Raw genomic sequence first — 13,475 nt, 5'->3', positions numbered from 1 at the left:
GCATGAGCGATTTCGTTGCCGCCTTGCCGATGTATGACTGGCCCGAAATGCGGAGCGAGGTCGATGCCCAATGGGCACGGCTGCGTGATGCCTTCCGGCAAAAAGGCATCGGCGCGCCGCAGACCATCGCTCGCGTCAATGCCGATCTGCGGCCTGTAGAAGGCGGCATCCGCGACGCCGCCGGAAAGGTTATCGCGCCCGATCCGGCGACGCTGCCGCCGGACGAACTGGATTTTCACGGCCTCTGGCTGCATCCGGCGCTGCTGTTCGCGCAGACCTGCTGGGGGCCGATGGAACTCGGCCTGTCGACGCATGTCCAGGTGATCGGCCAGCCGAATTACGATGCCTTCGAGGGCGGGCAGGGCGAACTCTATTCGAGCGCGCTCGTGATGCGGGCAGGTGAAGCGCCATCGGTTGGTTCACCGTCCGAAGGCAGCCCTCTCATCCCGCTCGATATTCTGCGTGGCAAGCACTTTACCTTCAACAGCCTCGATTCGATGTCCGGCTTCATCGGGCTAACGCGCGACCTGGAAGCAATGGGCGAAAGCCTGGACATCTTTACGGCGCGCAGCGAAAGCGGCGGCCACCGTGCCTCGATCGTCGCCATCGCCGAGGGCCGTGCCGATGTCGCGGCCATCGACTGCAAGAGCTGGGCGCTGGCGCAACGCTTCGAGCCAGCGGCGCAAGCGGTGAAGGTCGTTGGCTGGACGGGAAGGCGCAAAGGCCTGCCGTTCATCACCGCCAGATCGACGCCGGAGCCGGTCAAGAACATCCTCGTCGACCTGCTGATCTCTCTCGGAGCCGTCGGCACAACCGTTCGCTAACTCTGATTGGCAATAGATCCGGGCCTGGGCTGATCTTTACGCGACCGTCACCATGTGCGCGCAACCTGCGCGTGACTTCGCGGGGACAGCACCATGGCGGTGGCAACCATTCAGAGATGGACATTTCGGACCGTGCTGCTGGTCCTGGGGCTGGCGGCACTGCCATGTCTGCTCTTGCCGCAGATAGCCATCGTCGCGGCGATCAGCATCGTCGGCATCCCGCTCGCCCTGCTGATGGCGCTGATCCCGCCGGTGTTCCTGTTCCTGCTGTTGACATGGGCAATCAGCTTCGGGGTCCCGGGCCGATTAAACTGGTTGACGAGCCCGCTGATCGCGGTGGCACTGCTTGCGGTGCCGCCTTTCCTGATCAACAGGTCAATGGACCGGACCACGATGGCGCTGGTATCGGGCGACAACGACCGGATCGTGCGGCCGTTCCGGGCCGAGACGCTGGCGGTTCGCTCCGATCGGACAGCCTTCTGGACAAAGACCCAGACCCGCTGTGACGATTTCTGCATGCGTGCACTGCTGACACGCAGCGCCCGGCGTATCATGGTAATGAGCTATCCCGCGGAGATGCCGGAGCCGGACTTTTCCTCCATCGCCCGGACCTTCCACATGGAGCGCCGGGCGTCATGTCCGCCAGTCGAGCTTGCCGATGTCCGCCTCCTTGATCTCGAAAAGAGTCCCACGGCGCGGAACGCACCCAAGGCTTCGGAGCGCATGCGGCTTGAGATCGCCAAGGGCAATTGCCTGATCGAATCCGAGGCGTCACTTGCCGAAGCTGACACGGTGGTCAGCGCCGGGCAGATCAAGCGTGGGGTGAACGACTACCAGGCAGGGCTCAATCCGACCGCCGATACAATCGCGGTCTACCGCATCTCTGTGCACAACAAGGACGGAGCAACCTTCTCCGAGGTCTACCGATGGACCGGCGTTGCTTCCTACCGGCTGCTGCCGCTGCTTTTGCCAAGCTATGTGACCGGCTATCAGTTCGATATTCGCATCGGCTTCCCGAGAACGCTCGACCTTACCCACATCGTCCAGTTCGCCGACCGGCCCGATTGGAGCGCATTCGTAACCGGCACGCTCGGCATGGAGCTTACGCTGCCAGCAGTCGACGACTCGAACGATGCGGCCGCGGTCCTTGCCGCAAAGCTCAGTCAGCCGGGCCCCATCGACGCCGTCACCAACTCGCTTGCCAATGATTTCTTTGACAGGCTGCGCGGTAGGCAGACTGCGTCGCAGCCCGATGTCGACCTCGCCATAGCAGCCCTGAACGACCGCCGGCTGGGCGTTCCAGACAGCGTCTTCGCAGCAGCGAAATATGCGAAGGACGTGGCGCCCGAGAGCATGGCGCGGCTTGCCGACGCGCTTTTCGCGCGGCTTTTCGAAATCGATATCAAGGTAAGCAAATTCGGCAACATCGAAGCACCGCAAGCTGGGCGCCTGGCCATAGCTATCCAGTCCCTGCCCGATCAAGTGATCCCGGAGCATCGTGCCGACCTCGAAAGGCTGGCAAAGGATACGCACCGGCGCGTCGCCGCTTTTCAGGCTTTGACCAGGCTTTCCGTGTTCGGCGCCGACGCCATCCCGACGATGCTCTATCTGATCGACGACGCGGCGCTGCAGCCGCTCGACAAGGGCAATTTCTGGCAGCATTCCTATCTGGCAGGAGTGCAAGGCCTCTGCCGCCTCGGCGAGCGAGGCGCTCCCGCCATCGAGCCATTGCTGGAGCGTATCCGGGCGGGGATCATCCCGCTGCATGCCAGCTATGGCGACTTGGCGATCAACACGTTGGCCGGCATGGGCGCCGACAAGGCTACGCTCCTGCAAGCCTTTCCGGCCAAGGATCGGAACTCCAATCGAGCGCGGTTCGACCGCGTTTTCGACAAGGCCAGGCGCAAAATCGACTGCGGCTACTGAGCTTTCCGCCCTTCAGCCGCCGAGCAGTCGCTCATCCAGCGGGTAGCTTGAAAGCTGCTCGTTGCCGGTTTCGGTGATCAGGATCTGGTCCTCGATCTTGACGCCTTCGCGTCCGCCGAGCCGGCCGATGTAGCTCTCGACGCAAAGCACCATGCCTGACACAAGCACGCCGTCGGGCGTGTCGTCGGTCCAGTCGATCGCATGCGGCAGCGTCGGGTATTCGTCGGCCAGGCCGACGCCGTGATAGAGCACGCCGTAGCGCGTCGGGAAGCAATCACCAGGCGGCACCGCCGATCGCTCGACTAGGTCGCGGAACGAAGTGCCCGGCTGCATCAGGCCAATGTTGTGGGCGATCTGGTCGGCGGCGGTGCGAAACAGGTCGCCTTGCTCGGTGGACGGCTCGGTTTCGCCGCAGAGCCAGGTGCGCGACAGGTCGGCGCAGAAGCCGTAAGGGCCGATCAGATCGGTATCGAAAGCGACGAGATCGCCGGCTTCGATCATTCGCGCCGAGCATTCCTGGAACCACGGATTGGTGCGCGGGCCGGACGTCAAGAGCCGGGTCTCGACCCATTCGCCGCCACGCGCAATGTTGCCGCGGTGGAGTTCGGCCCATAATTCGTTCTCGGAAATTCCTGGCCGCAACGCTGCTTCCATCTCGCCCATAGCAGCCTCGCAAGCGACGATCGACCGGCGCATGGCCAGGATTTCGTCGGGCGATTTGATTAGACGTGCATTTTCCATCAGCGCTTCGCCATTGCCGATCGAAATGCCGAGGCGGGCGAGTTCCTCGACGCCCTCAGGATTGATGTGATCGACGGCGATGCGGCTGATACCGCCGCCATGTTCCCTCACCAGATCGGCTATGCCGGCCGCCCAGCGGCGGGTCTTTTGCTCGGTCAGCTCGCCGCTATAGAGATACATCCACGACACTGCCGGCCGCACCTCGTCGACGACGCCGGAGTGGTCGGAAAGGTGCTCGCAGGAGAAATAATCGAACAGCACCACCGGGCCTTCGGTGGCAACGAAACAATGCCTTGTCGGATTGTGCGCGACCCAGAGCTGCATGTTGGTCGAGTCGGTCGCATAGCGGATGTTGATCGGATCGTAGAGCAGGGCTCCCGCATAGTCGCGGCGCTTCAGCTCGGCGCGGATGCGGTCGAGCCGGTACTGACGCATGGTGGGTAGGTCGGGAGCAGCGATGCCGGCGGCATGCCATTCGGCTTCCGCCAGTGCGCCGTAGCCAAGCACATGCTGGTTGAGTGCCGCCGCCTTCTGCCGCGACTTCAGGCGCAACGCGTCGATAGAGTCCGCTTCGTCCGGCTCGAACGGCATGATCTTGCGGTGGCGACCGAACCGTCGCTCGACGCCTGGCTCGCTCACTTTCCTATCCTCCCGATCTCAATCGGCCGCAGGAGCATTGGCATTTCGCTTTTTCAACTTGACGACGGTCACAAGCCTGCCGTCGCTCGAACCGAGAAATTCGGGAACCCTGAGGCTGCGGCGTTCATTGTCCAGGATGAAACCCGCCTGGCTGATGCGGTCCAGGATTTCCGGTTCCGGGCTGGGCCTGTCGAGCCAGATCAGAACGGCGGGTTCCTGCAGCAACGCGGCGAAACCCGGCACCTCTTCTCCGAGGACGACAAGGTCTGGGTCGACGAGCCTGAGATTGCCCACCCAGTGCCAGTCCGACATGACCGTCTTGACTGCGCCATCTGCGGTCAGATCATGATACAGCGTCGGGTAGTCTAGACGGACGACGCGTCCCTGGCCCTTTCCGCCATAGACCTGATAGGCCCATGTCGCCGGCAAGATCAGTATGGCCAGTGTGGCTGCAACGGTGATGGTGAGGTTTTGCGCCGTCCTGCCTTTGTCGCCGAGGGTGTCCATGCGGGCGGCGAAGGCGGCAGGCAAAAAAAGCAGGACCGGCAACAACCAGCGCGCCTTGAACGTGGTGGCGCCGCTGGCGATCACCAGGACAATGGTGATGCAGAGCCCGAAGCCGAGAATGCGCCACAATAGTTTTTCCGAATCTGGAAGCCGTAGGCGGAGCGTCGATGGACTGACCCGTCCCGCCAGCATCGCCACTGCGAAAATCACGACCGGCAAGATGGCAAAATTCATTACGGCATCGCCAAAGCCGATGATGCCTTTCAACGCGACGAGGAAAGCACCGTCGCCTTCATTGATGCCGAACTTGTAGCTGCGCGCCAGCAATTCGCTCGGATGCGTGGCGGTCCAATACAATGTCGGCAGGCAGACCAGCAGCGCCACGGCCATGCTGATCATGATTTGCGGACGCAGGATGACCTGGCGGGTCTCGCGCAGCGATAAGGTCGCCGCCAGCATCGCGGCAATCAGGATGAAAAGATTGTATTTCGCCAGCACAGCCGCACCGATCGCCAGGCCGAACAAGGCATAGGTCAGCAGCGATTTGCGCTGCAGAAGCTCGACGAGCGCAAGCAGCAGCAGCCCCGAAAAACAAAAGGCGGCAACGGTATGCGATAAGGTGTGCTGCATTTCCCAGACCAGCTGAGGAAACAGCAAAAGACCTAGAATGGAGGCAACTGCGGTGCGCTGGGAATAGCCGAGTTTGCACACCGCGACGAAGACCGACGTCAAGGCCACGAAAATCAGGGAATACTTCAGTAGTTTAAGCGCGAAGATGTTGGTTCCGAAAACCGACGACGTCAACCAGCCGAGCCAGGAGTAAAGCGGCGGCTGCGAGCCGCCATAGCCGGCCCACAAAAACCGCATATACATCAGCTGTTCGGAGTCATCGACACCGACCCCGGTTCCCGCCCACAGGCTCGCCAGCGACAGCACGACGACCTGTGTGCAGCAATAAAGCGCGACCAACACGATCGCCGCGGGGAAACGGCCGATCCTGCCCTCGGCAAGCCATTCGGCCCATTTCATCGAATACTTCAAGGAGTTCTCATCGCCCGTGCCAGTTGCACCGGCTGCGCTAGCATGAGACCGTGCCCCGCACAATGTTGTAGCAGCCTTGGGATGGGCGGCGGCCTTGGGCAGCAACCCTGACCGCCTATGCCCGCATCTTCTCGCCACTCGGATCGAAAGGCGGCTCGACATTGATGCGGGCCGGCCGCCGGTGTCCGAGGATTTCAATCTCGAACAGTCCGGCGCTCTCGTTCTCGGCCAAGGCGGCCGGCACATAGCCCTGCGCCATCGATTTCTGGACGTAATGCGCATAGCCGCCGGAGGTGATCCAGCCGACCACGCGCCAGTCGCCGTCGACGATGCCGCGCACGGCCGAGGCGCCTTCCGCGGCCCTGGAGCCGCGCACTTCCTTGCCTGATATATCGAAGCGTGGCGCGCCATAGCCGTGCGGCTTTTCGACCGTGCCAAAATCCTTGCCGCCGACCTTGGCCCAGATCGGCTCGTCGCCCATCACGTCAGCATCCGCGGCATCTACGATGAAGGAGACACGGCGCCGTTTCGGCCCTTCTGTCTGTTCCTTGGCCGCCGCTTCGCGCCCGATGAAGTCGTTCTTCTCCAGCTTGATGAAGCGATCCATTGCTCCTTCGAACGGCCCGTAGATCGGGCGCAGCTCGCGAAACCAGGTCGGAAAATTCTTTTCCAGGCGCATCGAGAGCAAGGCGCGCATGCCGAAATCGACAAGGCCAAACTCTTCGCCGGCATCCTTGATCGCCTTGTAGACAAGGCGCTGGTAGGCCGGCGCCATCCAGATCTCGTAACCGAGATCGCCGGTATAGGTGATGCGATTGACCATGCAGGGCGCGCCGCCGACCGCCATCTCGCGGAAATCCATGAAGCGGAAAGCCTTGGTCGAGACATCCACGTCAACAAGCTTCTGCAGCAGATCGCGCGATCTCGGCCCGGCGATCGAGAGGCCGACAAGCGTCTGGTCGAAGCGGTGGATGCGGACGCTACCATCCCTCGGCAGGTGCTTCTCGAACCAGCGCATATGATATTTCTGCGCCGCCGACGAGCTCCAGATCATGAAGCGCTCTTCACCAGCCTTGGCGATGGTGAAGTCGCCGATCAGCCTGCCGAACTCGTTCAGCATCGGGGTCAGCACGATGCGGCCGATCTTCGGCATGCGGTTGGTCATCAGCCGGTTGAGGAAATCTTCCGATCCCGGCCCGGACACTTCGTATTTGGCGAAGTTGGCGATCTCGGTGACGCCGACCCTTTCGCGGGTCGCACGCACTTCCTCGCCGATCGGCCCGAAATCGTTGGAACGGTGGAACGAAACGATATCCTTCGGCTCCGTGCCTTTCGGCGCGAACCAGAGTGGCGTTTCGAGGCCCCACGAATCGCCCATGACGGCATTGTTGGCCAGCATCGTGTCGTAGAGCGGCGTCGTCTGAGCCGGGCGAGCAGCCGGCAATTCCTCGTTGGGAAAGCGTATGGAAAAGCGGCGCGAATAGTTTTCGCGCACCTTGGCATTGGTGTAGCGCAGGCTCGCCCATTCGCCGAAGCGAGCGACGTCCATGCCCCAGACGTCGAAGCCGGGGTCGCCATTGACCATCCAGTTCGACAGCGCCAGCCCAACGCCGCCGCCCTGCGAGAAACCGGCCATGACGGCGCAGGCGCACCAGAAGTTGGTCAGGCCCTGCACCGGGCCGACCAGCGGGTTGCCGTCCAGCGCGAAGGTGAAGGGGCCATTGATGATCTGCTTGATGCCGGCCTTCTCGATGCCGGGGAAATGCTTGAAGCCGATTTCGAGCGACGGCGCGATGCGGTCGATGTCGGGCTGCAGCAGCTCGTGGCCGAAATCCCATGGCGTGTTGACTGGAGACCACGGCTTGCAGGCCTTTTCATAGGTGCCGAGCAGGATGCCGTTGCGTTCCTGGCGGGTGTAGATCTCGCCCTTGAAGTCCATCACGCCGATCATCTCGCGGCCGGTCGACTTGTTGAATTCCTCGACCTCCGGCATCGGCTCGGTCAAAAGGTACATATGCTCCATGGCCAGCAGCGGCAGCTCGACACCGACCATGCGGCCGATCTCGCGCGCCCACAGGCCGCCGCAATTGACGACATGCTCGGCCTTGACCGTGCCTTGCTCGGTGACGACGTTCCAGGTGCCGTCGACTTCCTGCGTCAGCTCGACGACCCGGTTGCGCAGCACGATCTCAGCGCCGAGCTTCCTGGCCGCCTTGGCATAGGCGTGGGTGGTTCCGGAAGGATCGAGATGGCCTTCGACCGGATCCCACATGGCGCCGACGAAATTCGTCTCGTCCATCAGCGGGAACATCGCCTTGGCCTCCGACGGCGTGATCAGCTCGGTGTCCATTCCGAGATAGCGGCCCTTGGCGTGGGCAAGGCGCAAAAAGTCCATGCGCTCGGGGGTGTCGGCCATCATCACGCCGCCGGTCAGGTGCAACGAGCAGGACTGGCCGGAAAGCTCTTCGATCTCCCTGTAGAGCTGCACCGTATAGGCCTGCAGCTTGGCGACGTTGGGATCGCCATTGAGCGTATGGAAGCCGCCCGCTGCGTGCCAGGACGAGCCGGAGGTGAGCTCCGAACGCTCGATCAGCATGATGTCGGTCCAGCCGGCCTTGGCCAGATGATAGAGCACCGAGCAGCCGACGACGCCGCCGCCGATGACAACCGCTTTTGCATGAGATTTCATGAAGATAGTTCCGTTTTTGAAGAGATTGAATCGAGTGAGCGGGGCGTAAAAATAAAGCGGAGAAGGGCGCCGGCTGGAATAATCTCACGCCCTTCCTCTACCCCGTCGATCGGCGGAGAGGTGTCGAGCGAAGCTCGACGGAGTGGGGGTCGACCGTTCATCAAATCCATACAAATGATCAGTTCATCAACGACACAATCATCAAAAATCGGTCGGCGCGCCGCCTTCGGACCGGCGTTTCTCGACGAATGCGTTGAGCTCCTCGCGGATAGCCGGGTCCATGTAGGGCTCTTCATAGGTCGCCAGCCGCTCCTTCCAGACCCGATTGGCTTTTTCGATAGCCGTCGGCGATCCGGCTTCCGCCCAGGTCTCGAAATTGCGCCAGTCGGAGATGATAGGCGAATAGAAGGCGGTCTTGTAGCGGTCCTGGGTGTGCTGGGTGCCGAAGAAATGGCCGCCCGGACCGACCGACTGGATGGCGTCGAAGCCGAGAGCCTCCTCGGAGAGGTCGAGCGGGGTCAGGAATTCCGCCATCATCTGCAGCAGATCGATGTCCAGAATGGTCTTCTCGTAGGAGCAGCGCAGGCCGCCTTCCAGCCAGCCGGCCGCATGCATCATCAGATTGCCGCCGCCCTGGATGGCGCCCCATAGCGAGAACACGCTTTCATAGGCGGCCTGTGCGTCGACCGTGTTGGCGGCGCAGGTGTTGGAGGTGCGGTAGGGGATGTTGTAGCGGCGGGCGAGCTGGCCGCCGACCAATTGCGCCTTCATGTATTCCGGCGTGCCGAAGGCCGGCGCGCCGGACTTCATGTCGACATTCGAGGTGAAGCCGCCATAGCCGACGGGCGCGCCTTTGCGCACCATCTGGGCGAATGCAATGCCGGACAGCGCTTCGGCATTCTGCTGCACTAGCGCGCCGGCTATCGTCACCGGCGCCATGGCGCCCGACAGGGTGAACGGCGTCACGATGACGACCTGGCCCTTGCTCGACATCTGGATGATGCCTTCCATCATCGGCACATCGAGCTTGAGCGGCGAATTGGTGTTGATGATGGTGAACACCGACGGCTCTTCGAGAAGCTGTTCGTGGCTGATGCCGCGCGCGATCCTGGTGATCTCGATGCCGTCGACATTGCGTTCCTTGCCGAGTGAATAGATGTGGAACACCTTATCGGTGAGCACGCTCAAATCGCGGATGCATTCGAGGTGCCGGACGGACGGATGGATATCGATCGGCTCGACCGGGTAGCCGCCTGTGCAGTTCAGGATGTTGTGCATCTGCGCGAGCTTGAGGAAGTTGCGATAGTCCTGCTGGTTGCCCGGCCGGCGGCCGCGGTCGATGTCGGAACAATTGGGCGCCGACGCCATCATCGAGATGATCAGATTGTCGCCGCCGAAGCGCACATTGTGCGCCGGATTGCGGGCGTGGATGGTGAACTCCGACGGGCAGTGCGAAACCAGCTCGAGGATCATGTCGCTGTCGAAGCGGACCCGCTCACTGCCGTCGCGGACATCCGCGCCATGCGCCTTCATGATGCGCCTTGCCTCGTCATGCAGCACGTCGACGCCAATTTCACGCAGCACGCGCAGCGAGGCGAGGTGGATCGATTCCAGCTCGTCGTCGGAGACCAGCTTCGTCGGCGTCAGCGGGATTTTCAGCTGACGGAAAGGCGGCTGCTCGAACGCCGCCGCTGCGCCGGCACGTTTGCCCGCGCGGCCGCCGCGACGGGCGCGATCGTTTGCCAATGCCGGTTCGGCGGGATGAAGGGCGGCGGTCATGACAAGCCTCGTACGCTGCGACAGTGCGGCGGCATAATGGACCGCCGGCCGTCCCGCCATTGCGGAGGCGGCGACCACTAGGACGAGGGAAGCGACATGCCGGAAGGGCAGCTGACCGATCGTTGGGCACACGCACGGGGCGGATGACGTGGCGCAGGAGATTTGCCCGGGCGGCCCTTCCTTTTCCCAGGCCGAACCGCTAGCCGGGTAGCTTGCCGACCCCCGAGGGTGGGCGATTCACAGGGATGGCGGATGGTCGCGACCGGTTCGAGCGATGGCGAGGCGGCAACGCAGTGGGCAGCGCTTGCCGGCGTCACAGCCGCTCTGGCCATGTTCGGCGCCGCGCAGGGGCTTAGCTATCCGCTGTTTACGCTGTTGATGCAGCGGCAAGGCATGTCTCCGGCGCTGATCGGCCTTTCCGCGGCGATGATGCCGGTTGGCCTCATCCTGTCGGCTGCGTTCGTGCCGGCGGCCGTCCGCCTGGTCGGCGCGCGCAACCTCGCCGTCGGCTGTTCACTGGCCGGCGCGCTCTGCTTCTTAGGCATCGGCTATCTGCAGGATTGGGTGGCGTGGTTCATCATCCGCTTTCTCGTCGGCGTGGTCATCAATCCGCTCTATGTGCTTGGCGAGGTGTGGGCGCTGTCGCTGGCGCCGCCGACGCGCCGCGGCCGGGTGATGGGGGTGTTCAATACGCTGCTGGGCGCCGGCTACGCGGCGGGGCCGCTGATCCTGATCACGGTCGGCACATCGGGATGGCCTCCTTTCGTCGCGGCGATATCAGGCTTTGCGCTCTGTGCGCTGATCCTGCGCGCCGTCTCGTCCAAATTGACCGGTTTCGAGGATGACGGCCAGGTTTCGGGCGGCATCGTAGGCTTCGCCAAGCTGGCGCCGGCGCTGCTGCTGGCGGTCCTGGTTGCGGCCGCGGTCCAGCAGAGCACCTATGCGCTGATGCCAGTTTTCGGTTCCGGCTACGGCTTGCCGGAAGCGACGCTGGCGGCGCTGGTGACGGCGCTGTCGGCCGGCAACATCCTGCTGCAGATCCCGCTGGGGCTGATGGCCGAGCGCTTCGGCGGCCGGGCGATGATCGTCTTTTGCGCGCTGGCGACGGCCGCTTGCGCGCTCTCGCTGCCGCTCCTGATCACGACGCCGTTGGTCTGGCCCGTGCTGGTGGTGATGGGCGCGGTCGGCTACGGCGTCTATACAATGGCGCTGGTCGAGCTAGGCAGCCGGTTCAAGGGAACAGCACTCGTCGCCGGCAACGCAGCCTTCGCGCTGACGTGGGGCGCTGGCGGCATTGTCGGCCCGCCCGGCGCCGGCGCGCTGATGCAGGGGATCGGTCCGCTCGGCCTGCCGGCGGTGATCGCTGGCCTCGATGCGCTGCTGATCGCGTTCGCGCTCTACCGGTCGTCCGGACGCCGGAACCGTTGAGCCGGCGATCCGTTGGCGCAAATGGTTTTTGCTGGCCGGCCCTTTCTTTCGCGGAACCGGACCGGTAGCTGGGTGACTCGCCGAGCAGATCTCCAATGCAGGGATGGCAGAATGATTGCGACCGGCACCAGCGGCAACGAAACGGGAATGCCGTGGGCGGCGCTCACCGGGGTAATCGCGACCGTCTCGGTGTTCGCCATCGCGCAGGGGCTCTCCTATCCGCTGCTGAGCTTCATCCTGCAGCGACAAGGCATCTCGCCGGCCATGATCGGGCTGTCTGCGGCGATGACGCCGGTCGGCTTCATCGTCTCGTCGCCGCTCATCCCGGCGCTGGCGCGCCGGTTCGGGGCAGGGCGCACGGCGCTCACCTGCGCAGCGCTTTCCGCGATCACGCTGGCGCTGATCGGTTGGACGCAGAATGTCTATCTGTGGTTTCCGCTGCGCTTCCTGATCGGCGTGGTGACCAATCCGCTCTATGTGCTGAGCGAGATCTGGGTGATCGCCCTGGCGCCGCCGGCGCGCCGCGGTCGCGTGATGGGGATCTATTCCACAGTCATTTCGGCAGGTTTCGCGGCCGGCCCGCTGTGCCTGCTTGCCGTCGGCACCGAAGGATGGCCGCCGTTTCTCGTCGGCATCGCCGCATTCGTTTTTTGCGGCGCCTGCCTGGCGCTGGTGCTGCGACGGCTTCCGAAGGTCGATGAGGCCGGGCACCGGGTTTCGGTGATGGGGTTCATGCCGATGGCATGGCTGCTGTTGTCGGCGGTCGTCGTCGCCGCCGGCTTTGAGCAGGCGGTGCTGGCGCTGCTGCCGGTCTACGGGACCTATTACGGCATCGCCGAAGCCCGCATGTCGGCGCTGCTGTCGGTGATGATCGCCGGCAACATCGCCATGCAGGTGCCGCTCGGCCTGCTGGCGGAACGGCTGACGGCGCGTCTGGTGCGGTTTATCTGCGTGTCGCTGACCGTGCTCGGATGCGTGCTGTTGCCGGTTCTCATCGAGACGCCGCTGATCTGGCCATGCGTCTTTATCTGGGGCGCGGTTTCCTACGGCATCTATACGATGTCGATCATCGAGCTCGGCGAGCGCTTCACCGGCTCGGCGCTGGTCGCCGGCAACGCCGCCTTCTCGCTGATGTGGGGCGTCGGCGGTATCGCCATGCCGCCGCTGGCGGGAGGTGCCATGGATATTCTTGGTGCGGACGGCCTGCCGATCACGCTTGGCGCCATGTGCCTGGCGCTGGCGGTTACAACCGTCATGCGGCGGCGGATCGTGTGAGCTACGTATCGGAGTAGCCTTAATTGCCTTGCTGTATGAAAATAGCCCAGAGGTCACAATCGGCGTGGTGTTCAGGTGGATAGTATTTGCTTCGCAGCGTTCCTTGAATTTCAACAGCGCGATTAAAGTCTGGGATCAGTCCGACGCTGGAGAGTTCCGAGTTCGCGAATGCTTCCGGAAAGCCGCCGCAATTGGTTAGTGCGCTTGTTGAAACGTCCTGGTCCAGCAAGTCATAGCCGAGGAACGTGAATCCATTCCAATCAAGGTGGCGCACGTCCGTTGATGGCCTTCGGATCACGCCAAGGACGTTGAGATTGCTCGTATCGGCCAACTCCGAAAGAAGGAAGTCCAGGTCCACAAAGAAGTTGAGCATGTTGTCTTCGTTAACAATGTGGGGCCAGTGGCTGTCCTTCGTCTCTGGTAGTGCGAATGCGCAGAGCATCCCGTCGAGCGTGACAACCTCGGTCAGCTGGGTAAGGCCCGACCACTGAATGTACTCCTTCCACCCTGTGCCGTTGACCGGATCAAACTTCTCATTCGCAATGTAGAGACGTTGCATGAAGTTTCCTTCACCCCACGCAGAAGGCCTAGCTATACGGAGGCCGTTCATTTTACGTGTTTCAATT

The 13,475-nt window shown here is 63.0% G+C and carries 9 protein-coding genes; 4 read left to right on the top strand and 5 right to left on the bottom strand.

Annotated elements, in window-relative coordinates; genetic code table 11:
• The first annotated feature begins 2 nt into the window (after positions 1-2).
• Entirely contained in the window at positions 3-824 is an 822-nt protein-coding gene (locus CIT25_RS22365) for a phosphate/phosphite/phosphonate ABC transporter substrate-binding protein (RefSeq protein WP_095486693.1), read from the top strand.
• Between the two features lie 93 nt (positions 825-917).
• Positions 918-2,750, top strand: coding sequence for a hypothetical protein (locus CIT25_RS22360; protein ID WP_095486692.1), 1,833 nt, complete (start codon positions 918-920; stop codon positions 2,748-2,750).
• A gap of 12 nt (positions 2,751-2,762) precedes the next feature.
• Here CIT25_RS22360 and CIT25_RS22355 read toward each other — a convergent pair whose 3' ends face one another.
• From CIT25_RS22355 to CIT25_RS22335, 4 genes are all read right to left on the bottom strand, one after another.
• The gene (locus CIT25_RS22355) at positions 2,763-4,082 is read right to left on the bottom strand and encodes a M24 family metallopeptidase (protein ID WP_095486753.1); all 1,320 of its coding nucleotides are present in this window, start codon (positions 4,080-4,082) and stop codon (positions 2,763-2,765) included.
• Positions 4,083-4,148: 66 nt separating this feature from the next.
• Positions 4,149-5,678 carry a glycosyltransferase family 39 protein gene (locus CIT25_RS22350; RefSeq protein ID WP_245329948.1) on the bottom strand — a complete coding sequence of 510 codons (1,530 nt, stop codon included), beginning with the start codon at positions 5,676-5,678 and terminating at the stop codon, positions 4,149-4,151.
• 115 nt (positions 5,679-5,793) lie between these two features.
• Complete coding sequence (locus CIT25_RS22345) at positions 5,794-8,367, bottom strand: GcvT family protein (protein WP_095486690.1); 2,574 nt, start codon at positions 8,365-8,367, stop codon at positions 5,794-5,796.
• Positions 8,368-8,568: 201 nt separating this feature from the next.
• A complete protein-coding gene (locus tag CIT25_RS22335; protein ID WP_095486752.1) occupies positions 8,569-10,146 on the bottom strand; it encodes a trimethylamine methyltransferase family protein in 1,578 nt (525 codons plus the stop codon).
• Between the two features lie 252 nt (positions 10,147-10,398).
• Between CIT25_RS22335 and CIT25_RS22330 the strand changes: the two genes are divergently transcribed.
• Together CIT25_RS22330 and CIT25_RS22325 are read left to right on the top strand one after the other, a co-directional pair.
• Positions 10,399-11,574 (top strand): MFS transporter, encoded by a 1,176-nt coding sequence (locus CIT25_RS22330; RefSeq protein WP_095486688.1) that lies wholly within the window; start codon positions 10,399-10,401, stop codon positions 11,572-11,574.
• Positions 11,575-11,685: 111 nt separating this feature from the next.
• Positions 11,686-12,849 carry an MFS transporter gene (locus tag CIT25_RS22325; protein ID WP_095486687.1) on the top strand — a complete coding sequence of 388 codons (1,164 nt, stop codon included), beginning with the start codon at positions 11,686-11,688 and terminating at the stop codon, positions 12,847-12,849.
• A gap of 19 nt (positions 12,850-12,868) precedes the next feature.
• On the opposite strand, the gene CIT25_RS22320 is transcribed toward CIT25_RS22325, so the two are convergent.
• A complete protein-coding gene (locus CIT25_RS22320; RefSeq protein ID WP_095486686.1) occupies positions 12,869-13,408 on the bottom strand; it encodes a hypothetical protein in 540 nt (179 codons plus the stop codon).
• Between the last annotated feature and the right edge of the window lie 67 nt (positions 13,409-13,475).

It is taken from the genome of Mesorhizobium mediterraneum, assembly GCF_002284565.1.
GTDB classification, from domain to species: Bacteria; Pseudomonadota; Alphaproteobacteria; order Rhizobiales; family Rhizobiaceae; genus Mesorhizobium; species Mesorhizobium mediterraneum.
Note: the sequence above shows the minus strand (reverse complement) of the source record. Positions and strands in the feature narration are given on the sequence as shown.

Excerpts from the sequence above, each read along its gene's own strand:
- CIT25_RS22325 (WP_095486687.1), top strand. The coding sequence starts at position 11,686 with ATGATTGCGACCGGCACCAGCGGCAACGAAACGGGAATGCCGTGGGCG.
- CIT25_RS22365 (WP_095486693.1), top strand. The coding sequence starts at position 3 with ATGAGCGATTTCGTTGCCGCCTTGCCGATGTATGACTGGCCCGAAATG.
- CIT25_RS22360 (WP_095486692.1), top strand. The coding sequence starts at position 918 with ATGGCGGTGGCAACCATTCAGAGATGGACATTTCGGACCGTGCTGCTG.
- CIT25_RS22330 (WP_095486688.1), top strand. The coding sequence starts at position 10,399 with ATGGTCGCGACCGGTTCGAGCGATGGCGAGGCGGCAACGCAGTGGGCA.
- CIT25_RS22320 (WP_095486686.1), bottom strand. The coding sequence starts at position 13,408 with ATGCAACGTCTCTACATTGCGAATGAGAAGTTTGATCCGGTCAACGGC.
- CIT25_RS22335 (WP_095486752.1), bottom strand. The coding sequence starts at position 10,146 with ATGACCGCCGCCCTTCATCCCGCCGAACCGGCATTGGCAAACGATCGC.
- CIT25_RS22345 (WP_095486690.1), bottom strand. The coding sequence starts at position 8,367 with ATGAAATCTCATGCAAAAGCGGTTGTCATCGGCGGCGGCGTCGTCGGC.
- CIT25_RS22355 (WP_095486753.1), bottom strand. The coding sequence starts at position 4,082 with ATGCCGTTCGAGCCGGACGAAGCGGACTCTATCGACGCGTTGCGCCTG.